The organism is Amycolatopsis sp. NPDC006131, assembly GCF_040614175.1.
Taxonomy (GTDB): Bacteria; Actinomycetota; Actinomycetes; order Mycobacteriales; family Pseudonocardiaceae; genus Amycolatopsis_E; species Amycolatopsis_E tucumanensis.
Genome location: NZ_JBEXTX010000075.1, coordinates 12,760 through 34,586, shown reverse-complemented (window position 1 = coordinate 34,586; position 21,827 = coordinate 12,760). Strand labels below are relative to the sequence as shown.

General features: G+C 72.1%; 21 protein-coding genes. 12 read left to right on the top strand and 9 right to left on the bottom strand.

Features of this window, described 5'->3' with window-relative positions:
* Nucleotides 1-28 precede the first annotated feature (28 nt).
* Entirely contained in the window at nt 29-1,636 is a 1,608-nt protein-coding gene (locus tag ABZ215_RS30240) for a bifunctional 3-(3-hydroxy-phenyl)propionate/3-hydroxycinnamic acid hydroxylase (RefSeq protein ID WP_354953429.1), read from the bottom strand.
* Nucleotides 1,637-1,769: 133 nt separating this feature from the next.
* Here ABZ215_RS30240 and ABZ215_RS30235 point away from each other — a divergent pair, with 133 nt between their 5' ends.
* Nucleotides 1,770-2,660 carry an alpha/beta hydrolase gene (locus ABZ215_RS30235; protein ID WP_354953427.1) on the top strand — a complete coding sequence of 297 codons (891 nt, stop codon included), beginning with the start codon at nt 1,770-1,772 and terminating at the stop codon, nt 2,658-2,660.
* Nucleotides 2,661-2,674: 14 nt separating this feature from the next.
* Entirely contained in the window at nt 2,675-4,141 is a 1,467-nt protein-coding gene (locus ABZ215_RS30230) for an NAD(P)/FAD-dependent oxidoreductase (RefSeq protein WP_039791626.1), read from the top strand.
* A gap of 53 nt (nt 4,142-4,194) precedes the next feature.
* Here the strand turns inward: ABZ215_RS30230 and ABZ215_RS30225 are convergent, their stop codons facing one another.
* Together ABZ215_RS30225 and ABZ215_RS30220 are read right to left on the bottom strand one after the other, a co-directional pair.
* Nucleotides 4,195-5,640, bottom strand: a complete 1,446-nt coding sequence (locus ABZ215_RS30225) for an aldehyde dehydrogenase family protein (protein ID WP_354953425.1) — start codon at nt 5,638-5,640, stop codon at nt 4,195-4,197.
* Between the two features lie 3 nt (nt 5,641-5,643).
* Nucleotides 5,644-6,768 carry an NAD(P)-dependent alcohol dehydrogenase gene (locus ABZ215_RS30220; protein ID WP_027936046.1) on the bottom strand — a complete coding sequence of 375 codons (1,125 nt, stop codon included), beginning with the start codon at nt 6,766-6,768 and terminating at the stop codon, nt 5,644-5,646.
* A 138-nt stretch (nt 6,769-6,906) separates the two neighbouring features.
* Here ABZ215_RS30220 and ABZ215_RS30215 point away from each other — a divergent pair, with 138 nt between their 5' ends.
* From ABZ215_RS30215 to ABZ215_RS30205, 3 genes are read left to right on the top strand one after another with little or no spacing between them, the layout of a single operon-like run.
* Nucleotides 6,907-7,854: an amidohydrolase family protein gene (locus ABZ215_RS30215; protein WP_354710450.1), complete on the top strand. Its 948-nt coding sequence runs from the start codon at nt 6,907-6,909 to the stop codon at nt 7,852-7,854.
* A gap of 37 nt (nt 7,855-7,891) precedes the next feature.
* The gene (locus ABZ215_RS30210) at nt 7,892-9,220 is read left to right on the top strand and encodes an aromatic acid/H+ symport family MFS transporter (RefSeq protein ID WP_237335015.1); all 1,329 of its coding nucleotides are present in this window, start codon (nt 7,892-7,894) and stop codon (nt 9,218-9,220) included.
* The gene (locus tag ABZ215_RS30205; RefSeq protein WP_354953423.1) at nt 9,217-9,822 is read left to right on the top strand and encodes a hypothetical protein; all 606 of its coding nucleotides are present in this window, start codon (nt 9,217-9,219) and stop codon (nt 9,820-9,822) included. Before ABZ215_RS30210 ends, ABZ215_RS30205 begins: the two co-directional genes overlap by 4 nt.
* A gap of 33 nt (nt 9,823-9,855) precedes the next feature.
* Here the strand turns inward: ABZ215_RS30205 and ABZ215_RS30200 are convergent, their stop codons facing one another.
* Nucleotides 9,856-10,764: a LysR family transcriptional regulator gene (locus tag ABZ215_RS30200; RefSeq protein ID WP_354953421.1), complete on the bottom strand. Its 909-nt coding sequence runs from the start codon at nt 10,762-10,764 to the stop codon at nt 9,856-9,858.
* 20 nt (nt 10,765-10,784) lie between these two features.
* Between ABZ215_RS30200 and ABZ215_RS30195 the strand changes: the two genes are divergently transcribed.
* Genes ABZ215_RS30195 through ABZ215_RS30185 form a run of 3 tightly spaced genes read left to right on the top strand, consistent with a single transcriptional unit; the run spans nt 10,785 to nt 12,432 of the window.
* On the top strand, nt 10,785-10,940 hold the full coding sequence (locus ABZ215_RS30195) for a hypothetical protein (RefSeq protein ID WP_354953419.1): 156 nt from the start codon (nt 10,785-10,787) through the stop codon (nt 10,938-10,940).
* Nucleotides 10,937-12,115, top strand: coding sequence for an MFS transporter (locus tag ABZ215_RS30190; RefSeq protein ID WP_354953417.1), 1,179 nt, complete (start codon nt 10,937-10,939; stop codon nt 12,113-12,115). The genes ABZ215_RS30195 and ABZ215_RS30190 overlap by 4 nt, the downstream gene beginning before the upstream one ends.
* 20 nt (nt 12,116-12,135) lie before the next feature.
* Nucleotides 12,136-12,432, top strand: a complete 297-nt coding sequence (locus ABZ215_RS30185; protein ID WP_354953415.1) for a hypothetical protein — start codon at nt 12,136-12,138, stop codon at nt 12,430-12,432.
* 18 nt (nt 12,433-12,450) lie between these two features.
* Here ABZ215_RS30185 and ABZ215_RS30180 read toward each other — a convergent pair whose 3' ends face one another.
* On the bottom strand, nt 12,451-14,853 hold the full coding sequence (locus ABZ215_RS30180) for a hypothetical protein (protein ID WP_354953413.1): 2,403 nt from the start codon (nt 14,851-14,853) through the stop codon (nt 12,451-12,453).
* 358 nt (nt 14,854-15,211) lie between these two features.
* Here ABZ215_RS30180 and ABZ215_RS30175 point away from each other — a divergent pair, with 358 nt between their 5' ends.
* Genes ABZ215_RS30175 through ABZ215_RS30160 form a run of 4 tightly spaced genes read left to right on the top strand, consistent with a single transcriptional unit; the run spans nt 15,212 to nt 18,599 of the window.
* On the top strand, nt 15,212-16,810 hold the full coding sequence (locus tag ABZ215_RS30175) for a DNA polymerase ligase N-terminal domain-containing protein (RefSeq protein ID WP_354953411.1): 1,599 nt from the start codon (nt 15,212-15,214) through the stop codon (nt 16,808-16,810).
* A 37-nt stretch (nt 16,811-16,847) separates the two neighbouring features.
* Nucleotides 16,848-17,528 (top strand): DUF1345 domain-containing protein, encoded by a 681-nt coding sequence (locus ABZ215_RS30170; protein WP_020419177.1) that lies wholly within the window; start codon nt 16,848-16,850, stop codon nt 17,526-17,528.
* A gap of 52 nt (nt 17,529-17,580) precedes the next feature.
* Nucleotides 17,581-17,916, top strand: a complete 336-nt coding sequence (locus ABZ215_RS30165; RefSeq protein WP_354953409.1) for an L-rhamnose mutarotase — start codon at nt 17,581-17,583, stop codon at nt 17,914-17,916.
* A gap of 5 nt (nt 17,917-17,921) precedes the next feature.
* Nucleotides 17,922-18,599 (top strand): FadR/GntR family transcriptional regulator, encoded by a 678-nt coding sequence (locus tag ABZ215_RS30160; protein ID WP_020419175.1) that lies wholly within the window; start codon nt 17,922-17,924, stop codon nt 18,597-18,599.
* A 15-nt stretch (nt 18,600-18,614) separates the two neighbouring features.
* Here ABZ215_RS30160 and ABZ215_RS30155 read toward each other — a convergent pair whose 3' ends face one another.
* The 4 genes from ABZ215_RS30155 to ABZ215_RS30140 all read right to left on the bottom strand — a co-directional run bounded on the left by ABZ215_RS30155 (nt 18,615) and on the right by ABZ215_RS30140 (nt 21,726).
* On the bottom strand, nt 18,615-19,664 hold the full coding sequence (locus ABZ215_RS30155; RefSeq protein ID WP_354953407.1) for a hypothetical protein: 1,050 nt from the start codon (nt 19,662-19,664) through the stop codon (nt 18,615-18,617).
* Nucleotides 19,665-19,673: 9 nt separating this feature from the next.
* Nucleotides 19,674-20,048, bottom strand: coding sequence for a hypothetical protein (locus ABZ215_RS30150; RefSeq protein WP_020419171.1), 375 nt, complete (start codon nt 20,046-20,048; stop codon nt 19,674-19,676).
* Between the two features lie 86 nt (nt 20,049-20,134).
* Entirely contained in the window at nt 20,135-20,869 is a 735-nt protein-coding gene (locus ABZ215_RS30145) for an SDR family oxidoreductase (protein ID WP_354953405.1), read from the bottom strand.
* Nucleotides 20,869-21,726 (bottom strand): fumarylacetoacetate hydrolase family protein, encoded by an 858-nt coding sequence (locus tag ABZ215_RS30140; protein ID WP_237335024.1) that lies wholly within the window; start codon nt 21,724-21,726, stop codon nt 20,869-20,871. Before ABZ215_RS30140 ends, ABZ215_RS30145 begins: the two co-directional genes overlap by 1 nt.
* Nucleotides 21,727-21,827 lie beyond the last annotated feature (101 nt).

Genomic DNA, 21,827 nt, shown 5'->3' with positions numbered 1-21,827 from the left:
GGTTTCTTCCTCTCTCCACTGTGGATGGTCAGGCGACCGGTTCGGGAACGGGGCGGCGCGCCAGGCGCAGCGGGCCGGCCAGCGCGGGCGGCTCGGCGGGCCGCCAGGCGGCGGCGACGAACCGGTCCGGCCGCAGCAGGACGACCCGGCCCCGGTAGCCGGCGAGCTCGGCGTCCAGCCCGCCGTCGACGTCGACGAGGACGCGGTGCCCCCGGGTGGACGGCATCCGGTCGTCCACCGCCACTTCCGCGACGGCCGGCGCGAGCGGGCCGGCGAGCGCCGCCGCCTCCCCCGGATCGACCCCGACCCCGAGCAGGGCCCACCCGGTGCCGAGAACCTCGTCGAGCAACCGGATGCGGTGCGCGGCGGTGTCGAACACCCGCGGCTGGCCGATCATCCGCCCGGCGAGCCCGGGTTCCCCCGCCAGCAGGCCTTCGGTGTAGACGTGCGGCGGGCGGTACCGCATGTGCTCGAAGTACGCGCGGCCGTGCTCGGTGCGCATCGCGGCGCCGATGAGCCGGTCCCGCTGCCGGGCGAGCCGGGGACTGGTCGTCATCACCACCCGGCCCAAGCGGGCCGAGAGCCGGACCGTCGCCTCGACGTGCGGGCGCCGCTCGGTCTCGTAGGTGTCCAATGCGGACTCGCCGAGCCGCCCGGCGAGCACGTCGGCGATCTTCCAGGCCAGGTTCGCCGCGTCCCGCACCCCGGAGTTGAGCCCCTGCCCGGCGAAGGGCGGCATCATGTGCGCGGCGTCGCCGAGCAGGAAGACGGGGCCGTCGCGCCACCGGTCGGCGACCACGGCGTTGAACCGGTAGTTCACGGCCCGCTCGACCTGGCCGGGCGTGATGTCGCGGTAGGGGGCCAGCAGGCGGCGCACGAGCGCGAAGTCCGGCCGCTGTCCCGGGCTGCCTTCGCCCGGGTGCAGCAGGAACTCGTAGCGGCACCGGCCGTCCCGCCCTGGCACGATCACGTGCGGGCGCGCCGGATCACCGTGATGCATCCCGTACCGCTGGTCGTGGTGGTCGCCGAGCACGTCGGCCACCAGCCACACCTCGTCGTGGCTGCGCCCGGTCATGCCGATCCCCAGCAATTCGCGGACGGTGGAGCGGCCCCCGTCGCAGCCCAGCACGTACCGGGCCCGGACCAGCGACGTCGTGCCGTCGTCCTGCCGGCACCGCAGTCCGGTCCGGCCGTCGGGGCACCCGGCGAGGCCGGTGACCGTCGTGCTCATCCGGACTTCGGCGCCCGGGGCTTCGACGAGGTGGCCGTGCAGTTCGCGTTCCAGGTCGGGCTGGGCGAAGGGGTTCTTGAACGGGTACCCGTGCCGGAACGGCCACGGGCTGCCCGCGTGGAAGACGGGACGGCCGGTCGCGTCGTAGTACCTGGTCCCGGTGCCGGGAACGATGATGCGCAGCAGACGGCCGGCGAGCCCGGCCGACTGGTACACGCGCAGCGCCTCGTCGTCGATGCTGATCGCCTTCGGCTCGTCGCTGGTGCGCGGTTCGCGCTCCAGGACCACCACGTGGACGCCGCGGGCGGCCAGCAGCGCCGCCGCGGTCATGCCCACCGGCCCGGCCCCGACGACCGCCACCTCGCAGTCGGTCTCCGCGGCGGGCGGCGGTTGCTGTGTCTGCACGAAGTCTCCTCCCTTCCCCAGGTGGTGCTCGTTCACGCTAAGCCACCAGTGTCCTGGATACAAGAACTTGTGTTGCGCTTTTCAGGACAGTACCGTCGGCGGGACAGCGCCGGAGAAGACAAGGAGCTCCCCTGTGAGTTCGGAACAGCTCGAGCAACTGAAGAAGAACCTCCGTGAAGGCCCGCTCGACATCGGCGGACCGGTCGCCGAGACCCGGCGGATGTTCGAGGCGATCCACGCCGATCTCCCGGTCCCCGACGACGTGCGGCTGTCCGAGACCAGGCTCGGCGCGGTGCCCGCCCTCGCCGCCGAGCCGGCCGGGGCGGCCCGCGACGCCGCGATCCTCTACCTGCACGGTGGCGCCTACGTCGTGGGCAGCTCGCGCAGCGCACGCGCGGTGGTCGCGGCGCTGGCCGCGCAGGCGGGCTGCCGGGCCGTGGCCGCGGATTACCGCCTCGCCCCGGAACATCCGTTCCCGGCGGCCGTCGGCGACGCGCTCGCGGCTTACCGCGCCCTGCTGGACCAGGGGATCGACCCGGGCCGCCTCGCGCTGGCCGGCGACTCCGCCGGCGGCGGGCTGGCGATCGCGACGCTGGTCGCCGCACGCGACGAGGGACTGCCGTTGCCCGCCGCGGCCGCGGTCTTCTCCCCCTGGGCCGACCTGACCCTGTCGGCCGGCTCGCTGATCAGCAAGGCCGACGCCGACCCGGCCCTCACGGCGCGGTCGCTGAGCACCCGCGCCGCGGACTACCTCGGCGGGCAGGACCCGCGCACGCCGCTGGCCAGCCCGGTGTTCGCCGACCTGACCGGCCTCCCGCCCCTGCTGATCCAGGCAGGCACGGCGGAGATCCTGCTGGACGACGCGGTCGGCCTGGCCGCCGCGGCGGCGCGCGCCGACGTGGACGTGGACCTGCAGATCCGGGCGGAGATGCCGCACGTGTGGCAGACCTTCGCCGCGTTCCTCGACGAAGGCATGCAGGCGCTGACCGCGGCGGCGGCCTTCCTCGTGTCCCGTTTCGACTGACAGGCGGTGTGCTGATGACCGACTACGACGTGGTGGTGATGGGGGCGGGCGTGGCCGGGCTGGGGCTCGGCGCCCGGCTCAAGGCCCGCGGGCAGCACGACTTCCTCGTGCTGGAGCGGGCCGCGGAGGTGGGCGGCACGTGGCGCGACAACACCTACCCCGGGTGCGCGTGCGACGTGCCGTCGCACCTGTACTGGTACTCCTTCGACGAGGAGCCGCCGGACTGGAGCCGGATCTACCCGAGCCAGGGCGAGGTGTTCGCGCGGCTGCGGGAGTTCGCCGAACGCACCGGCGTCCTCGGGCACGTCCGGCTGAACACGCGGGTCGTCGCGGCGGACTGGGACGAGGCGGACCTGCACTGGCGGGTGACGACCGCGGACGGCGGCACGATCACCGCGCGCGTGTTCGTCTCCGCCTGCGGGCAGCTGGCGGAACCCAGCTACCGCGGCATCGCCGGGCGCGAGCGGTTCACCGGCGTTTCCTTCCACTCCGCTCGCTGGCGCCACGACGTCGACCTGACCGGCAAGCGAGTCGCCTGCGTCGGCAGCGGCGCCAGCGCCGCGCAGCTGATCCCCGAGATCGCCGCGGTCGCGGCGAAACTGACCGTGTTCCAGCGCTCGGCGCCCTACGTGCTGCCCCGCGAGGACCGCCCGTACACCGAGGCGGAGCTGCGGGCGTTCCGGGAGGACCCGGAGGCGCTGGCCAAGAGCCGCGCCGAACAGTACGCCGAACGGGAGCGGCAGTTCTGGGCGCTGGAGCCGGGTTCGGACGTGGCGCGCGAGACCGTGCGGATCGCGCGCGAGCACCTGGAGGCACAGGTCGCCGATCCGGTGCTGCGCGAGAAGCTGTGGCCCGGCTACGCGTTCGGCTGCAAGCGCCCCGTCATCAGCGACGAGTACCTGCCCGCGTTCACCCGGCCCAACGTGGACCTCGTGACCGCGGGGGTCGCCGGGGTGGAACCGGACGGCGTGCGGGACGCCACCGGCGCGCTGCACCCGGTGGACGTGATCGTGTACTCGACCGGGTTCGAGTCACTGAAGTTCCTCAACGGGCTGCGCGTCACCGGCCGCGGCGGGACGGACCTGCACGAGCAGGCGTGGCGCGAGTCGCCGCAGGCCTACCTCGGGATGGCGGTGCCCGGCTTCCCGAACTTCTTCATCCTCTACGGGCCGAACACCAACCTCAACCACAACTCGATCATCGCCATGCTGGAGGCCCAGTACGACTACCTGCTGCAGGCCTTCGCGCGGCTCGGCCCGGACGCCCCGGCCCTGGACGTGCGCCCGGAGGTGGTGGCGGCCTACAACGACCGGCTGCAGCAGGACCTCGCCCGCAGCGCGTTCGCCACCGGGTGCTCGAGCTGGTACGTCGGCGAAGGCGGGCGGGTGGTGACCAACTGGTGGGGCACGGTCGACGCGTACAAGGCCCGCACGGCGCGGTTCGACCCGGCCGAGTACCGCACGGTCGGTTCCCCGGCCTGACCGGGCGAACACGCGGAAGGAGCCGCCCAGGCACGCCTGGGCGGCTCCTTCCGTCATGCCTGGTGCCGGTAGAACGTCCGCTGCTCGGTGAACGTGCGCACCGACTCCAGACCGCCGAGCCGGCCGAACCCGGACGCGCCGAGCCCGCCGAAGGGCACGTGCGGCTCGTCCCCGACCGACGGACCGTTGAGGTGCACCGCGCCGGTGCGCAACCGCCCGGCCAGGCGCTCCGCCGCCGCCGCGTCCGCCGTGATCACGCTGGCGATGAGGCCGTACTCGGAGGAGTTCGCGAGCGCGACCGCCTCCTCGTCGCCGGCCACCGGATGCACCGACACCACCGGGGAGAAGGCCTCCTCGGTCCACAGGCGACAGTCCGGGCCCACGCCGGTGAGCACGGTCGGGCGGGCGAGACCGCCGTCGACGTCGGGGCCGCCCGACCGGACGCGCGCACCCTTGCCGACCGCGTCGGCGACCAGCGCGCGGAACCGCTCCGCGGCCCGCCCGTCGATCAGCGGCCCCAGATCGGTGCGCTCGTCGCGGGGATCCCCGGTCACCAGGGCTTCGGCCGCCGCGGACAGGCGCGCCACCAGTTCTCCGGCGCGGTCGGCGTGCACGATGATGCGGTCAGTGCACATGCACACCTGCCCGCTGTTGGCGAACGACGCGGTGACCAGCGCCGGGGTCCACGCTTCCAGATCCGCGTCGGCGCGCACGATGGTGGCGTTCTTGCCGCCCAGCTCCAGCACGGACGGAGTCAGGGCACGGCCGGCCAGTTCCGCGATCGACCGGCCCACCGGCGTGGAGCCGATGAACACCACCCGCCGCACGTCCGGATGCGCGATCATCGCGGCCGTCACCTCCGGCCCGGCAGCGGCGTCGGTCGTGACGACGCCGACCACGCCCGCGGGCAGGCCGGCCTCGTGCAGCGCGCCGGCCAGCAGGTGCCCCGCGGCGATCGGCGCGTGCTCGCTGGGCCGCACCACCACCGCGTTGCCCACGGCGAGAGCGATGGCGATCGAGCGGGCGCAGAGGATCACCGGCGCGTTCCACGGCACCAGGGCGAGCACAACCCCGGCCGGCTCGCGCCGCGAGAACGTGACGGTCCCCGGGTCGTGGGAGGGCAGGATCTCCCCCGTGGCGACGGTGACCAGGCCCGCCGCCTCCCGCAGGGTCGCCGCCGCCTCCCGCACGTTCATGTCGGCCCACCCGCGGACCGCGCCCGTCTCCAGGGCCAGCGTGTGCCGGTGGGCGTCCAGGTCGCGTTCGAGGATGTCCGCGGCCGTCAGCAGGACGCGCCGCCGTTCGCCGACGCCGGTCGCGGCCCAGGCCCGCTGCGCTGCCGCGGCGGCTGTGACGGCGGCTTCCGCGTCGCGCGCGGTCGCCGCGGCGACGGTCGCCACCGGTTCGCCCGTCACGGGCGAGATGTCGGGAAAGGTGCCACCGGCGGCCGGGTGGTGCTCTCCGCCGTACCAGAGCGGGGTGAGGGTGTCAGTGCGCACGGGTCACGCTCCGAAGACCAGGACGGGCTTGATCGTTTCGCCCGACGCGGCATCCCGCGCGGCGGTCTCGATGTCGGCGAACGGGTAGCGCCGGATCAGCCGGTCCAGCGGGAACCGGCCCGCCCGGTGCAGGGCGATCAGGTGCGGCACGAACGACTCGGGCTCGCTGTCGCCGAGGGTCACCCCGACGATCCGCCGTCCGGGCAGCAGAGCGTTGACGTCGAAGGCGGCGGTGGACCCGGCGTGCGGGGCGCCGATCACCGCGCAGGTGCCGCGCACCGCGAGCGCTCCGATCAGCCCTTCCAGAACGGCGACGTTGCCGGTGGTCTCGATCGCGAGGTCCACCCCGGCGCCGCCGGTGCGGTCGAGCAGGTCCTGCCTAAGGTCCTGCCCGGTCGCGTGAACGGTCTCGGTCGCGCCGAGCGAACGAGCCAGGTCCAGCCGGGACGGCACCCGGTCGACGACGATGATCCGCTCCGCCGCCGTGGACGCGGCGGCCATGACGGCGGCGAGCCCGACCGCGCCGGCGCCTGCCACGACGAGCGAGGCGCCCGGCCGCGGCCGCAGCACGTTGAGCACCGCGCCCGCGCCGGTCTGGAAACCGCAGCCCAGCGGCGCCAGCGTGATCAGCTCGTCGTCGGAGGTGTCCGGAGGCAGCGGGATCACACTGCGTTCGTCGGCGATCGCCATCTCCGCGAAGGACGACTGCCCGAAGAAGTGCGCGTGCAGCGGCCGGCCGGCGGCGTCCCGGACGGTGGGCGAGCCGTCGGCGCGCGCCCCGCCCAGCAGATTGGCCGTCAGGTGCTGCGCGCAGTACGCGGGGTGGCCGGACCGGCACGCGGCGCACCGGCCGCACGAGGTGAAGGTGAGCAGCACCCGCTCCCCCGGGCGCACCCGGGTGACGTGGCCGCCGGTCGCGACGACCTCGCCCGCGCCCTCGTGCCCGAGTATGCCGGGCAGCGGGAACGGGATGACGCCGGAGCGGACGCTGAGATCGGTGTGGCACATCCCGGCTGCCCGCATCCGCACGAGGACTTCGCCGGGCCGCAGGTGGTCCAGGTGGACGGTGGTGAGCCGGAACGGACTGTCCGGACCGGACACCACCGCGGCCGAGGTCACTACGGGCATCGTCGCCCCTCCAGAGTAGCTGAGTCCTGATTATCAGGTCTTGTATCCTGTGATACGAGACTATACTGTGGCGAGCGCGGTCGATGTCCAGCCGCGCACCCGGTTCCCCGGTCCGCGCACTGACCCGGAAGGGCGGAAATGACCTCATCACTCGTCGACGTGCACTCCCACTTCGTCACCGGCGACTACATCGCGGCGGCCCGGCAGGCGGGGCACGACGTTCCCGACGGCATGCCCGGGTGGCCGTCCTGGTCGGCGGAGGAGCACCTGCGGCTGATGGACGACGCCGGGATCGGCCAGGCACTGCTGTCGATCTCCTCCCCCGGTGTCCACTTCGGAGACGACGACACCGCCAGGGACGTGGCCCGGCACGTCAACGACTTCGGCATCGCGGTGGCCGCGGCGCACCCCGGCCGCTTCGGCCTGTTCGCGTCCCTGCCGCTGCCCGATGTGGACGGCGCGATCGCCGAGATCCGCCGGGTCCGCGCCGAAAGCGGGGTCGCCGGGTTCTCGGTGATGTCCAACGCGCACGGCGTGTACCTGGGCGACCCGCGGTACGCGCCGCTGTGGGCCGAACTCGACCGGCACGAGGCCGTGTTGTTCGTGCACCCGACGAAACCGCTCAACGCGGACGCGGTCGCGCTGGGACGGCCGCTGCCGATGATCGAGTTCCCGTTCGACACGGCCCGCACCGTCGTCGACCTGATCTTCGCCGGCGTCCTGCTCCGCCACCCGCGCATCCGGTTCGTGTTCACGCACAGCGGCGGTGTCCTGCCGCTGCTGATGGACCGGGTGGAACTGTTCCGCGGCAGGGCGCTCGGCATCGGCGACGGCGATCCCGCGGAGAGCGCCCGCATCCAGCTCGGCAAGCTGTGGTTCGACTGCGCCGGCACTCCCATGCCGACCGCGCTGTCCACACTCGCCTCCGTCGTGGGCACCGACCGGTTGCTCTTCGGCACCGACTACTGCTTCACCCGGCCCGCCCAGGTGCTGGCCGGGATCGGCGAGATCGAAAAGGCGGGCGCCTGCCCGGCCGGTGGCAGCTGGCTCGATCTGTTCCGCCGCAACACCAAGGCCCTGCGCTAGCCGGCCCCGACCTGTTCGCTTGCACAAGGAGGTCCAAGTGAGCACCACGCCCACCACCGTCGGCCACGGCGCGGCCAGGGTCACCGTGACCCGGACGTCGCCCGCGATCATGCTGCTGTGCGGCGCGGCCCTGATCTTCGAGGGCTACGACATCTACGTCTTCGGTGTCGCCGTGCCCTCGCTGCTCCAGCACCCCGGGTGGACGCTGAGCCCGGGCTACGCCGGGGTGATCGGCTCGGCGGCCGTGTTCGGCATGCTGCTCGGCGCGCTCGTCGCCGGCATGTTCACCGACATCATCGGCCGCCGCCGCATCTACCTGGCCACCGTCACCGTCTTCTCGCTCGGCATGCTGCTGTGCGCCGTGGCGCCCACCCCCGAAGTGCTGCTCGTCGGCAGGCTCATCGTGGGCATCGGCGGCGGCGGGTTCATGCCCACGGCACTGTCCATGGTCGTCGAGTTCTCGCCGGAGGGCAGGCGCAACCTCAACGTCTCCCTCGCCCTCGTCGGAGTGGGGCTCGGCGGCATCCTCTCGGCGTTGCTGGGCATCTGGCTGGTGCCGGCCTGGGGCTACCGCGCGCTGTTCTGGATCGGGGTGCTGCCCCTGCTGATCCTGCTGCCGTTCGCGCTGCGCAGGCTGCCCGAGTCCGTGTCGTTCCTGGTCTCGAAAGGACGGATCGCGGCCGCGCGCGAGCAGATCCACCGGTTCCGGCTGCCGCTGGAGCTCACCGAGATCCCGGGCGCGCAGCCGGTCACGGGGCGGGAGCGCCCGTTCGCCGCGGCCGGGTCGCTGTTCGGGCGACGGCACCTGCGCGCCACCGTGGTCTTCTGGATCGGCACGGCACTGTGCCTGCTGCTGATGTTCGGCACCAACACGTGGCTGCCCTCGCTGATGATGAAGTCCGGGTACGGCATCAGCTCCGCGCTGTCGTTCCTGGTGTTCCTCAACCTCGGCGCGGTCCTCGGTTCGCTCGCCGGCGCGGCCGTCGCCGACCGGGTCGGCCCCAAGTACGTGGTGATCGCCGGTTTCTGCTCCGCGGCGCTGGCGCTGGCCGCGCTGTCCCAGCAGCCCGCGCCCGCCCTGGTGTACCTGCTGGTGGTCTTCGTCGGCGCGGGCGGGGCGGGCACGCAGAACCTGCTCAACTCCTACATGGCCACCTACTACCCGCCGTCCAACCGCGGCAGCGGGCTCGGGCTGGCGCTCGCGTTCGGCCGCATCGGCGGGGTGGTGGGCCCGATCTACGGCGGCCTCATCGTCGCCTCCGGCGCAGGCACCGCCACCGGGTTCCTGGCCTTCGCGCTCGCCCCCGTGGTGGCCGCGCTGGTGCTGACCTTCGGGCCCCGCGTCCCCGGGCGGGCCGCGTCGTGACCGCGGTGCTCACCGGCCACGAGCACCAGCTCGTGCACCAGATGGACGCCGTCGACGAACTCCTGACCCGGACCGCCGACCCCCACCACCGGCGCATCCTGCTGAACTTCCGGCAGCACGTCCTGCTCGAAGTGGCCGGGCGCCACCACGAGTTCCTGACACCGGCGATGATGGCCGCCGAGCCGGTCTACCGGCTGAGCGAAGGCCGGGCCGGCATCGTGCTCAGCGGGCTGGAGGAGATCGGGCGGTTCTACGACGAGGTGCGGCGGGCGGAAGCCCTCGTGCTGTGGACGACCGCGCTCCGGCCCGCCGTCGCGGACTGGGGTTTCGCCGCCGAGGCCTGGTTCCACCGCCAGCTGCCCGGCCGCTTCCTGGCCCGCGCCGGCGCCGACGTGGACGATCCGGCGGCGACCTACCTGGTCAGCTGCCGCGCGGCCTTCATCTGGCCGTACGACGAGCAGGGCAGGCTCGAAGGCGAGCACGTGTACGAGGATCCGGGCAGCGTCGCGACGCGGAAGCTGACGCCCGCAGAGGTGATCACCCCGGGACGGGCGGCCGAGCTGCTCGCCCCCGTGATCGCCGCCCACCCCGGCCCGGGCTGAGCCAGCCGCTCACCGGGCTGACGCCCGCCCCGCTCACCGGGTGAGCAGGGCGGGCGTCAGGCGCTCCAGCTCCGCCAGTGCCGCGGCCACCGCGGCATCACCGCGCGCGCCCGGCCGGGTGACCGTCAGGATCTTGCGCCGCGGCTCCTCCGCGCACGTCAGCCGGACCACCGGGGCGGTCTCGGGGACCCGGGCCAGCCTCGGCACCAGCGCCACCCCGAGCCCGTGCGCCACCAGCGCGATCGTCGCCTCCCAGTTGACCGCGTCGTGGGCGACCGGCGGGGTGAAGCCGGCCGCGCCGCAGGCGGACAGGACGTGGGTGCGGCACGTGCACGGCGCGCCGGGCACGATCCACGGCTCGTCCGCGGCCTCGGCGAGCTCCACCCGTTCCCGGGCCGCGAGCCGGTGGCCGGCCGGAACCAGCAGGTCGAACGGGTCGTCCAGCAGCGGACGCTGGTCGAACCGGGCCCGGTCGCGGGGCGGCTCGTCCGGTTTGGCCTCCACCACTGCCAGGTCCGCGTCGCCGTCGAACAGCAGGTCGAAGCAGTTCCCGGCCTCGGCCTCGCGGATCCGCGGGGTCAGCCGCGGGTGACGGGCGGCGAGCGCGGCGGCGGCCGGGGCGAGCAGCGCGCTCACCGCGCCCGGGAACCCGGCCAGCCGCAGCAGCCCGGCGGGCTGGTCGTCGTCGGCGCGCAGGTCCCGCTCGGCCACCTCCCAGCGCGCCTGGATCTCGTCCGCGTGCGCCAGGAGCCGTTGCGCCGCCGGTGTCAGCCGCACGCGGCGGCCGTGGGGTTCGAGCAGGGCCACCCCGAGCTCCCGCCCCAGCTGGCGGATCTGCTGCGACGCGGCCGACGGGGTGAAGTGCAGGGCCTCCGCCGCCGCCCGCACCGTGCCGTAGTGGTCCACCGCGCGGAGCACGTGGAGCCGCCGCAGGTCGATCATGTAGCTGATTCTTCACGGTCATGTCCGGAACCGCAACCTGGACCTACCCGGTCCGGCGACGCACGCTGGAACCAGGAGGTGCCCGCATGATCACCGTGTGGTTGTCGTTGTTCGCCGAAACCGTGGTGGCGACCGGAATCGCCGCCGCGCTCGTCCGCTGGTCCGCCCGCCGGTGAGGGCGATCTGGCTGGCGGTCGGCCTGGTGCTGCTGACCCTCAACCTGCGCGCGGCCATCACCGGCGTCCCGCCGGTGCTCGGCGAGCTGCGGGAGGAGTTCGGCCTCACCGGCGTCGAGGTCAGCGTGCTCACCACCCTGCCGGAGCTGTGCGTGGGCCTGTTCTCCGCGCTCGCGCCCGCGCTGGCCCGCCGGATCGGCACCGAGGCGGCGATCACCGCGGCGCTCGTGGTGCTCACGGCCGGGCTCCTGCTGCGCGCGATCCCCGGCCGGGCGGCGTTGTTCGCCGGGACCGTGCTGGCCGGAGCCGGTGTCGCCACCGGCAACGTGCTGGTGCCCGCGGTCGTCAAGCACGCCTTCCCCGGCCGCGCGGGCACGTTCACCGGCCTGGCGATGATGCTGATGTCCGTCAGCGGCGCGGCCGCCGCGGGGTTGGCGGTGCCGCTGGAGCAGGCGGGCGGCTGGCGGCTCGCGCTCGTCGCGTGGGCGGTCCCGGCGCTCGTCGCGGCACTCGCGTGGGGCCCGCTCACCCGCCGTCGCGCCGCCGAAACAGTTCAGCAGGCCGCGGGTTCGCTGCTGCGCGAGCCGCTGGCCTGGTCGGTGATGGTGTTCATGGGCATGGCGTCGCTGATGTTCTACACGCTGACGTCGTGGCTGCCGCAGATCATGCGCGAGCACGGGTTCCCGGCCGCCACGGCGGGCACGATGAACTCGGTCATCATCGTCATCGGGATCCCGCTCGGGTTCGCCGTGCCGGTCCTCGCCGCCCGGATGCGGGACCAGCGGCCGCTCGTCGTCGCGGTGGCCGCGCTGATGGTCCTCGGACTGGGCGGCCTGCTGGTGGCGCCCGGGGCGGGGTGGCTGTGGACGGTGGTGTTCGGCGTCGCCACCGGCAGCGCGTTCCCGCTCGCCCTCACGCTGCTCAACCTGCGGTCCCCCACGGCGGAGATCACGGCGCGACTGTCGGGCATGGCGCAGTCCGGTGGTTACCTCCTCGCCGCCACCGGCCCGCTGACGTTCGGCCTGCTGCACACCACGACCGGCGGCTGGCACGCCTCCATCTGGCTGCTGCTCCTGCTGGTCGTGCCCGAGCTGGTGTGCGGGCTCGCCGCCGCGCGACCCGGCCTGCTGCGCCCGCCGGAGCCGGTGGTCACCTCCGCCGCGCCGCTGGCCTGATCACGGAGCGGATCCTCCCGGTGGCGCGGCCGTGGTCGCGGCGCGACGGCCGCGAGTTCGCCCGCCACGCCGGGACAGCCGAACCGGACGTCGTGGTGCCGTCCACGATCAGCGCCGGCGGCCGCACGATGGCGACGGTGCGGAGCTTCGTGGCGGGCCAGCTGCGCCGCGGAGCTGGTGACGGAGCTCATGTGCGGATCTCCGCATCGTTCCTGATCAAACCCGAGCCTGCTCGTCCACCTGAACGACGAGGAGCAGCTGCGGGGGACATCGCGCGCCGCTTCCTGGTGCCGATGCTCGCCCCGTCGGCGGCGTGAAATTTCCGATCTGGCACGCTATCCGGCCAGCGCTGTATCCATGCCGTGATGCCGACGGAAAGCTGCAACGTGCTGCCAAGCGAGCGCGGGCGAGACGGCCAGCGCGGTCCGAGCGGATGCGAGCCTGGGCAGGCCATGACTCTCATCCAGCCAATCCTCACCATGCTGCGACTCTTCGAGATCGTCGGAAAAGTACTCAAGGAGCGTCGCGCACAGATAGAGGTAGGCCGCAGCTTCGCGCCGCAGATCAGCGCCGTCACCCTCATCCGCCTCCGCCATCTCCTGCAACTGCTTCGACGCTACGAGCAACTTCCACACGCCGGCTCGGGCACGGCACCCTTCGAGCACCACGATGAACTTGTGAACCTCATGGGCACTTGCCGACTCCCTGGCGGCTCGCGAAAAGGCACCGATCTTCCGCTCGATTTCGTCCCACACGAGCGAATGGGTAGTTTCACCCAATCGCCGCGCTTCGCCACGCCGGTACAGCCGCAGAACCGCGCGCGCCACGCGGTAGAGCTCGCGGGGAACACCACCGCTCAAACAATGACAAAGCGCAACGTACGGTTGTGAAAGTCCCACCACACGACGGCTCAACCAGTTCTTGGTGTCCTGGATGTCGAACGGGGTCATGGCAATCATCGTGTGAAACGCGCTGTCCATCGCATCCCGCACCGGCACTCCGCGTCGCTCGAACGAGGTCAGCGCATCTTCGGACACGGACACGATGAACACGCAGCGTTCGACATCGAGAAACACGCCCTTGATGTCGTTGATGAACTTGTGCGCGGTCTCAGCATCAGCGACCTTGTCCACTTCGTCGATCACGATTGTGATCCCGTCGAATGCCCTGGAGCGGGCCAGCACCGAGCCCGCGTGGTTGGCGAAGTTCCGGAAACGATCAACCACTTCCGGATACGTGAGCGGTTGCTCCGCTTCCTGCACTGAGCGGTCCAATCCGAGGGAAATCCCCTTCACCGAGCTGAACTTCCCCGACCAACCCGCCGTACGGGTCTGCAGATACCGCACGTGTCGCAACTGCTCCTGTGCCAGGCGTCGCAGTGCCGTGAGATCACTTCCCAACCGGAGGAACTGCGGCGAGAAGTCGACCGGCCGCCTCTTGGTCACCGGTCGCCAGCGGGGTGTGAGGCTATCCAGGCCCAACACGGACAGGACCCGAGCCAGCGAGGTGAAGAACCTGGCAAGCAAGTCCGACCGCCGGAAATCTCGAAAGGTCACCTGTAGGCGCCCAGCCAGACCTCGCAGCAGCCTGCGAAAGCCCCATCCGCCGACACGCAACAGCGCGCCAAGCGCCCAACTGGCGGCAACCGCGCCTGCAAGTGCGACAAGCACCAGTGCCACCAACCGCTCGGGGGCCAAGCTCCCCGCCCAGTCGTAAACATCCTGCCGAGGAACCCCAATCGGGATGCGCAGCTGTTCGAAGTATTCGGCGAGAGCCAGCTGCCCGCCTGGGTCCACCATGTTGGCGACCACCAAGTACAGGAGCACCCATCCGAGCCTCCGAACCGCCCGCCCGGAATGATCGACCCACGCCGCGCGACGGTTTTCCCGCAATCGGAGCTTGAGCCACCGCTGCTCGGTCTCGTCGCCGCCACCTCCGGTGACGCCCACTCGCAGCCGGTCCAGCAGCGACCGGCAGACCACCGCGTGCAAGTGCAGCACGAAGTCTCTCGGGTCATAGTTGACGGGAGCAGAAGCTGACACGGTCAGGCGCGGCTTCGGGTCCGGGAACAGATCTTTCGCGAGCGCCCTGAGCAAAGTCGTCTTACCGGTTCCCCTCTGACCGGCGAGAGCGATGGCCCCTTCATCGGTACGCTCCAGCTCCTCGATCAACCGCTTAACAGGCTCAGTTTCCACAAGCGACGCCAGATCGTCGGCGGAACGGAGCCCCGATGCGTCGAAAATTTGCAGGTCGAGACTGAATTTCAGCTGTTGGTGCTGGTGGATCTTCAGCCGGAGCTCCGGAAGCACCACCTCCTCCCTGACCGCTTGCCGCCACTCCCCCCGCGAGATCGGAAGACGCAAACGCATCAAGCGCCGCTGCCGCCCCCACTGCATGCGCTGCCACACCGACTCCGGAACGCCGCTCTTGAGGAAGTGACGGGTCACCGGATCAAAATGAAGCATCCCGACCACCGTGACGACGTGCAGCAACCACGGCGCCGAGAAGACGAGGCTGAATACCACGAGAGCGACGGCCACCGGCCAGGCGAGCGCCCCGGCGAGGCAGGCCACCTGCAGGTACGTGGGGCGCCAGTCGCTGACGCGCCATTCCGGCTTCCGCGCATCATGTTGGCGCAACTTCGCCGCCCGGCTCAGCACCTTCCGGTAGAGCTGGCGGGCACGGACCTCCAGAAAGGGGTCGGTGATCATCTCGGACACGATCACGTGCTCGGACAACCGGGCTTCCGCAAGCGCGGACGCGATAGCAGGCGTACGGACTGCGCCCCTCACTAACGTCTCCATGTCGGAAACGACGTCGGGAGAAGCAACATATCGAGGCATCCTGCCTGCCTCGTTTGACACCGGCGACGACCTCCAGAGCAAGACGTTGATCAGCGTTCATATGATTACGCAAAGCGGTCCACTCCGAGCGCGCGGCGGGGACATTCATCCGCACGGAGCAGCGCTGTCATACGATTCAAATGCACGACCCGGCCTCAGAAGACGGCGGCCTTGCCGCGCCCGCTTGACGTACCTGAGGCGCAGCCCGGGGCGCCGGAGCATGGGCGCGCCCCGGCCTGGGTACTCACCTGACGTGAGCCCTGCCCGACGGAAGACCGACCGGCTCGCCTCGTACCGGGCCAAGCGGGACTTCTCGGTCACCGGGGAGCCCGCCGGGGCCGCGGCGGGCGGCGCGGCCGGGCGGCGGTTCGTCGTGCAGCGGCACCGCGCCCGGCGGCTCCACTACGACTTCCGCCTGGAGGTCGACGGCGTGCTCGCGAGCTGGGCGGTGCCGAAGGGGCCGACGCTGGACCCCGGGGTGCGTCAGCTCGCCGTGCACGTCGAGGACCACCCGCTCGAATACGCCGACTTCGAAGGCGTCATCCCGAAGGGCCAGTACGGCGGCGGCGACGTCATCGTGTGGGACCGGGGCACCTGGGAGCCCGCCGACGGCGCCGACCCGGCCCGGGCGATCGACGACGGCGAGCTGCACTTCGACCTGCGTGGGGAGAAGCTCGCCGGCCGGTTCGCCCTGGTCCGCACGGAACGCCGGGGCAAGGAGCAGTGGCTGCTGATCCACAAGCACGACGACGACGCCCGGCCGGGCTGGGACCCCGAGGAGCTGCCCCGGTCGGTCAAGTCCGGCCGCACCAACGACGAGGTCGCCGCCGCGCCGGAGGCGATGTGGCGCAGCGGCGTGCCCGCCGCCGAGGCCGAGGTGCCGCTGGCTCCACAGTGGACTCCCCCATCGGACGAGGAGCTCGCCGCGCTGGACGAGATGGGCAAGTCGGGCACCTGGACGATCGCGGGGCGCCGCCTCAAGCTCACCAACCTGGACAAGGTGCTGTTCCCCGGCGCGGGCGGCGAACCGCCGGTGACGAAACGGGACCTCATCCGCTACAGCGCTCGGATCGCCCCGTTCATGCTGCCCTACCTCGCCGGCCGTCCGGTCAACGCGCACCGCTACCCCGACGGCGTGGACCGGCCCGGCTTCTGGCACAAGGAGGTGCCGAGCCACGCCCCGGAGTGGCTCAACCGCTGGCACAACACCGAAGCCGACCCCGGCGAGACCCAGTGCTACGCGGTGCTGGACAGCGTGCCCGCCCTGGTGTGGATGGTTAACTTCGGCGGCGTCGAGCTGCACCCGTGGACCTCGCGGCTGCCCGACGTGCACCAGCCCACCTGGGCGCTGATCGACATCGACCCGGGCACCACCACCGGCTTCGACGACATCGTCGAACTCGCCCGCCTCTACCGCACCGCGCTGGACCACCTGGACCTGCGCGGCATGCCCAAGGTCACCGGGCAGCGCGGCATCCAGATCTGGGTGCCGGTCGCCCCCGGCTACACCTTCACCGACACCCGCAACTGGGTCGAGACGCTGTCCCGGGTCGTCGGCCGCGTGTTGCCGGACCTGGTCAGCTGGCGGTGGTACAAGAACGAGCGCGGCGGTCTCGCCCGCCTCGACTACACCCAGAACGCGATCAACAAGACCCTGGTCGCCCCGTTCAGCCCGCGCCCGGCCCCCGGCGCGCCGGTCTCGGTCCCCATCACCTGGGACGAGCTCGACGACCCCGGCCTGCGCCCGGACCGCTGGACCGTCCGCACCGTCCTCGACCGCGTCGCCGAGGCGGGCGACCCGCTCGCGCCGCTGATCGGCCTGCCGCAGCAGCTGCCCGAACTGGAGAGCTGAACCGGAACCACCGCGGCCGGTGGGGGATGATCCGCGCATGAGTTCGCACGACAGCGGTGAGCTGCCGGCGTGGCGGCGCGCCACCGCGGGGGCGCACCGGTGGCCTGCCGCGGTCACGATCGGCGCGGTGATCGGCGTCCAGGTGCTCCTGCCCGACCGCCTGGTGATCCAGCCGGACTGGCTGCTGCCCGGGTTGTCGGCGCTGCTGTTGCTGACACTGGTGGCGCTCGGCCCCGGCCGCGCGGCCGGGGACCACCGGCACGCGCGCAAGGTGGCGTTGTCCCTACTGCTGGTGGTGAGCGCGGGCAACGCCGGCTCGGCGGTGCTGCTGGTCGGCCACATCCTCGACGGCTCGATCGGCGACCAGGCGGGCCCGCTGCTCGCCGCCGGGGCGGGCGTGTACCTCACCAACGTCGTGGTGTTCTCGCTGTGGTACTGGGAGTTCGACCGCGGCGGCCCGGCCGCGCGGGCGGCAGGCACCCAGGAGTACCCGGACCTGCTGTTCCCGCAGATGACCAGCCCCGGGCTGGCACCGCGCGACTGGGAACCGGCCTATGTGGACTACCTGTACCTGGCCTTCACCAACGCGACCGCGTTCAGCCCGACCGACGTGCTGCCGCTGAGGCCGTGGGCGAAGCTCACGATGCTGGCCCAGTCGGTGGTGTCCCTCGTGCTGGTGGTGCTGGTCGTCGCGCGGGCCGTGAACATTCTGCACTGATCCGCGAAAGATCCGATGTATCCTGCCTCTACGTCGTGGACAAGGAGCGGGTATGCCGGAGATCGCGCTGCACACGGAGCTGAAGCCGGGCTCGGAGCTGGACTACGAGGCCGTGCACCGGTCCATCCCCTCCGATGTGGCGGCCGCGCTGGTCGGCAGTGGCGTCCGGAACTGGCGGATCTGGCGCGACGGCACGCACCTGTTGCACCTCGTCGAGGTCGAGGACTACCGGCGGATGCGGCACGCGCTGCGCGACCACCCGGCGAACGTCCGCTGGCAGGAGACCGTCGGGCCGCTGCACGCCACGCCGGACGACTACTCCGGCGCCGATGACGGGCTGCCGCTGGTGTGGAGCCTCGCCGGGCAGCTGGCCGGGAAGGAACGCTGAGCGGCATGTCCGTCACCGACGACGCCATCGAGGCGATCAAGCAGATGATCGTGGACGGCGAGCTGCGCCCCGGCGACCGCCTGCCCAGGGAGGCCGACCTCGCCGACCGGCTCGGCCTGTCGCGCAACTCGCTGCGCGAGGCGGTGCGCGCGCTGTCGCTGATCCACGTGCTGGACGTGCGCCGCGGCGACGGGACGTACGTGACGAGCCTGGAGCCGTCGCTGCTGATGGACGCGATGGGGTTCGTGGTGGACTTCCACCGCGACGACACCGTGCTGCAGTTCCTGGAGGCGCGCCGCGTCATCGAGCCCGCCGTGACCGAGATGGCCGCGCGGCACATGCCCGACTCCGACCTCGAGGACCTCGCGAAGCTGCTCGACTCGCTCGGCGACCGGCCCACGGTGGACCAGCTGGTGGAGAACGACCTGGAGTTCCACCGCCGCATCGCCGGCGGCTGCGGGAACTCCGTGCTGGCCTCGCTGCTGGAAAGCCTGTCCGGGCGCACGCAGCGGGCGCGGACGTGGCGGGGTATCACGCAGGAGGGCGTGGCGGAGCGGACCCTCGCCGAGCACCGCGCCATCCTGCACGCGCTGGCCGCCCGGCAGCCCGACGTGGCCCGCGCCGCCGCGACGGTCCACATCGCCGGCGTGGAGCAGTGGCTGCGCCAGACCCTGGTCGAGTAGCGGCCGGGGACCAGCTCAGGCGATCCCCGGCGCGGGTCCCGTCCAGGACGGGGCGTGCAGGTCGGCATCGGCGATGACGAACTTCGCGATCATCTCCCTGAACAGGGTGTCGACCTCGTCCACCGTGCGGTGCATCAGGGCGTTTGCCTTCTGCAGGAAGCTGTAGAGGGTGCCGTAGAACCCGCCGCCGTCCAGGTTCTCCGTGCCGTTGGCCTGGAGCACCTCGATCATCTTGTCGGTGATCGTGAACGGGGCCATCGGGCCGGCGGTCGCGAGGTCGACGATCCCCCGGTAGGTCTTCCACCCGGTCGACAGGCCCGGGCTCACCTCGCCCTGCGCGTCGAACTTCTCGAGCTGCTCCACGCACGAGCCCATCAGGCTGTTCAGGTTGAACCGCGCGCCGTGGATGATCGCGCCGAACCGGGTGAGCGACTCGGCCAGCACGGTAAGCGCGGAGGCGCGGAAGTGGTCGTACCACTCGTTGATCGTCGAGCACCGCGCCTGCGCCTCGTGCGGCACCGAGCCCGGCGGCCCGCTCCAGTGCGCGGCCCACCACCCGTTGCCCACCTGCAGGGTTTCCAAGCGGCCGTACTCGGACAGCGATCGGCCGGACGCCCGGGTGTTCTCCAGCGCGCTGCCCGCCCGCTCGATCCAGCCGCCGTCCTGCAGCGCGAGCGCGGCGGGGTCGCGGCCGGCGTTGCCCTTCACCTTGCCGACGTCCTGACCGCTGAGGATCTCCGCGTGGCTGAAGAACTCCTCGACGCTGAGGTCCCGGCTGCCATCGCCGTGCACCGAACCCTGCATGATCGGGTAGAGGGTGACCCCGGGAGCGACGCGGTAGTTGAACGAGGGCCCCAGGTTGTTGTCCGTCGAGCGCAGTTCCGTCGACTGCTCCAGCAGGTCCTCGGTGTGCGCCCACACCGGTCCCCAGGGCGGCCCCTGCGGGTCGACCACGCTCAGCGCCTTGAGCATGCCGTGCAAGGCCGGGGCGTAACCGTCGCGGAACACCGGGTCGAGATCGGCGACCGGACCACCGGCGTCCTCGGAGTACCACCGCTGCGCCATGTCGTCCCCCTACTCCGGATTCAGCGCCTTGGCTATCGAACTCAGCGATTGGACGTTCTGCGCCTCGACTCCTTCGTAGGCGTCCGCGGAGGCGAGCATCCGCTCACGCAGCCCGTCGAGGAACGCGATGAAATCGCCTTCCTCGTTGACGAACTCCGTCACCTTCGCGGCGAATTCGCGGGCGAACCGCAGCAGCCCCTCCTGGAACTGCCCGGTCTTGCCCCACCCGCCCTGCAGGACACCCTGCTCCGCCTCGATCGCGACGTCGCGCAGCAGGGCATGACCGTCCCGCAGGTAATCGACCACCCCGCCACCGGCGCCCTCGCCACCGAGCACGCTCGTGGCGTACCTGCGCAGCTCCGGCGCGTCCACAACCAGGTCCACGGAACTCCCCTCCCCCAGCGGAATCCGGACAAGGGGAGACTAGCGCCGACCGAGGGGCCTTGTACGCCGTTTCCGGGAAAAGCCGTTCAACGCGGCCGCAGCCGCAGGTCCTGCATCCCGCCGTCCACGGCCAGGCCCACCCCGGCCGTGGACGTCGCCAGCGGGCTCGCCAGGTAGACCACCGCGTGCGCGACCTCCGCCGGGGACACGAGCCGCCCGTGGGGTTGCCTCGCCTCCAGCGCCGCGCGCTCCGCCTCGGGGTCCGCCGCCCGCTCCAGCAGCCGCCCGATCCACGGCGTGTCGGCCGTGCCCGGGTGCACGCAGTTGACCCGGATCCCCTCCCGCAGGTGGTCGGCGGCCATCGCCCGCGTCAACGCCGCCACCGCGCCCTTCGACGCGCTGTACAACGCCCGCTGCGGCAGCCCGGCCGTCGCCGCGATCGAGCCGACGTTCACGATCGCCGCGGCGCGGGACCGGCGCAGGTGCGGCAGCGCCGCCCGGCTCACCCGCACCATCCCGAGCAGGTTCACGTCCAGCACCCGCAGCCACTCGGCGTCGTCGTTGTCGGCGACCGTGCCCTGCGCCCCGATGCCCGCGTTGTTCACCACGATGTCCAGCCCGCCGAACCGGTCCACCACCGCGGAAATCCCCTGCCGCACCGACTCGTCGTCACTCACGTCGACCCGCACGCCGTCTTCGACCTCGGTCAGGTCCAGCGCCGCCACCCGCGCGCCGCGCTCCCGCAGCGCCGCCACGATCGCCGCGCCGATTCCCGACGCGCCCCCGGTGACCGCGGCGATGAGCCCGTCGAACTCGCCCATCACGCCACCTCCGCCGCGACGAACTCCTGCCGCTGCCTGCCCAGGCCCTCGATCTCCAGCTCCACCACGTCGCCCGGCCGCAGGTACGGGTACTTCCCCGACAGCGCGACGCCCTGCGGCGTGCCGGTCATGATCACGTCACCCGGTTCCAGCGCCAGGTACCGGCTCAGGTGCCACACCAGGTGCTCGACCCCGAAGATCATGTCCGCGGTCGTGGAGTCCTGGCGCGGCTCGCCGTTGACCCAGCTGCGCAACCGCAGCCCGGTGTGGTCCACTTCGTCCGGCGTCACCAGCCACGGCCCGAGCGGGTTGAACCCGGGCGCGCACTTGCCCTTGCTCCACTGCCCGCCGGAATCGACGAGCTGGTACTGCCGCTCGGAGACGTCGTTGCCGAGCACGAAACCGGCGACGTGCGCGAGGCTCTGCGACGGCGAGTCGAGGTACAGCGCCCGCTTGCCGATGACGACGCCGAGCTCGACCTCCCAGTCCGTGCGCTCGCTGCCGGGCGGGATCGTCACCGGGTCGTGCGGCCCGGCGAGCGTGTTCGGCGTCTTGAGGAACATGATCGGCACGTCCGGCGGCGCCGAGCCCGACTCGGCGGCGTGCTCGGCGTAGTTCATCCCGATGCAGATGATCGCGCCGGGCCGCGCGATCGGCGCGCCCACCCGCAGGGCGTCCGCGTCCGGCAGTTCCGGCAGCTCGCCGGCCTCCAACGCGGCCCGGACCGCCGCGATCCCGCCCCCGGCGAGGAACGCGCCGTCGATGTCGGCCGTCAGCCCGGTCAGGTCGTAGGTCGTGCCGCCGGCGACGACGGCGGGTCGTTCCTGGCCGGCGGGACCGAGGCGGACGAGGTGCACGGTTCACTTCCTCACGGTATTGGTCGGGTCTCTTCATCGAGCTCGCCAAGATCCTAGGCCACCCTTCCCGCCACGCGCGAGCCTTGACGGCGCAGACATCG

Bases quoted from the DNA above. Each gene is read 5' to 3' on its own strand.
- ABZ215_RS30195 (WP_354953419.1), top strand. From the start codon at position 10,785: ATGTCCGGAACCGCAACCTGGACCTACCCGGTCCGGCGACGCACGCTG.
- ABZ215_RS30215 (WP_354710450.1), top strand. From the start codon at position 6,907: ATGACCTCATCACTCGTCGACGTGCACTCCCACTTCGTCACCGGCGAC.
- ABZ215_RS30145 (WP_354953405.1), bottom strand. From the start codon at position 20,869: ATGGGCGAGTTCGACGGGCTCATCGCCGCGGTCACCGGGGGCGCGTCG.
- ABZ215_RS30230 (WP_039791626.1), top strand. From the start codon at position 2,675: ATGACCGACTACGACGTGGTGGTGATGGGGGCGGGCGTGGCCGGGCTG.
- ABZ215_RS30160 (WP_020419175.1), top strand. From the start codon at position 17,922: ATGTCCGTCACCGACGACGCCATCGAGGCGATCAAGCAGATGATCGTG.
- ABZ215_RS30165 (WP_354953409.1), top strand. From the start codon at position 17,581: ATGCCGGAGATCGCGCTGCACACGGAGCTGAAGCCGGGCTCGGAGCTG.
- ABZ215_RS30200 (WP_354953421.1), bottom strand. From the start codon at position 10,764: ATGATCGACCTGCGGCGGCTCCACGTGCTCCGCGCGGTGGACCACTAC.
- ABZ215_RS30220 (WP_027936046.1), bottom strand. From the start codon at position 6,768: ATGCCCGTAGTGACCTCGGCCGCGGTGGTGTCCGGTCCGGACAGTCCG.
- ABZ215_RS30155 (WP_354953407.1), bottom strand. From the start codon at position 19,664: ATGGCGCAGCGGTGGTACTCCGAGGACGCCGGTGGTCCGGTCGCCGAT.
- ABZ215_RS30170 (WP_020419177.1), top strand. From the start codon at position 16,848: ATGAGTTCGCACGACAGCGGTGAGCTGCCGGCGTGGCGGCGCGCCACC.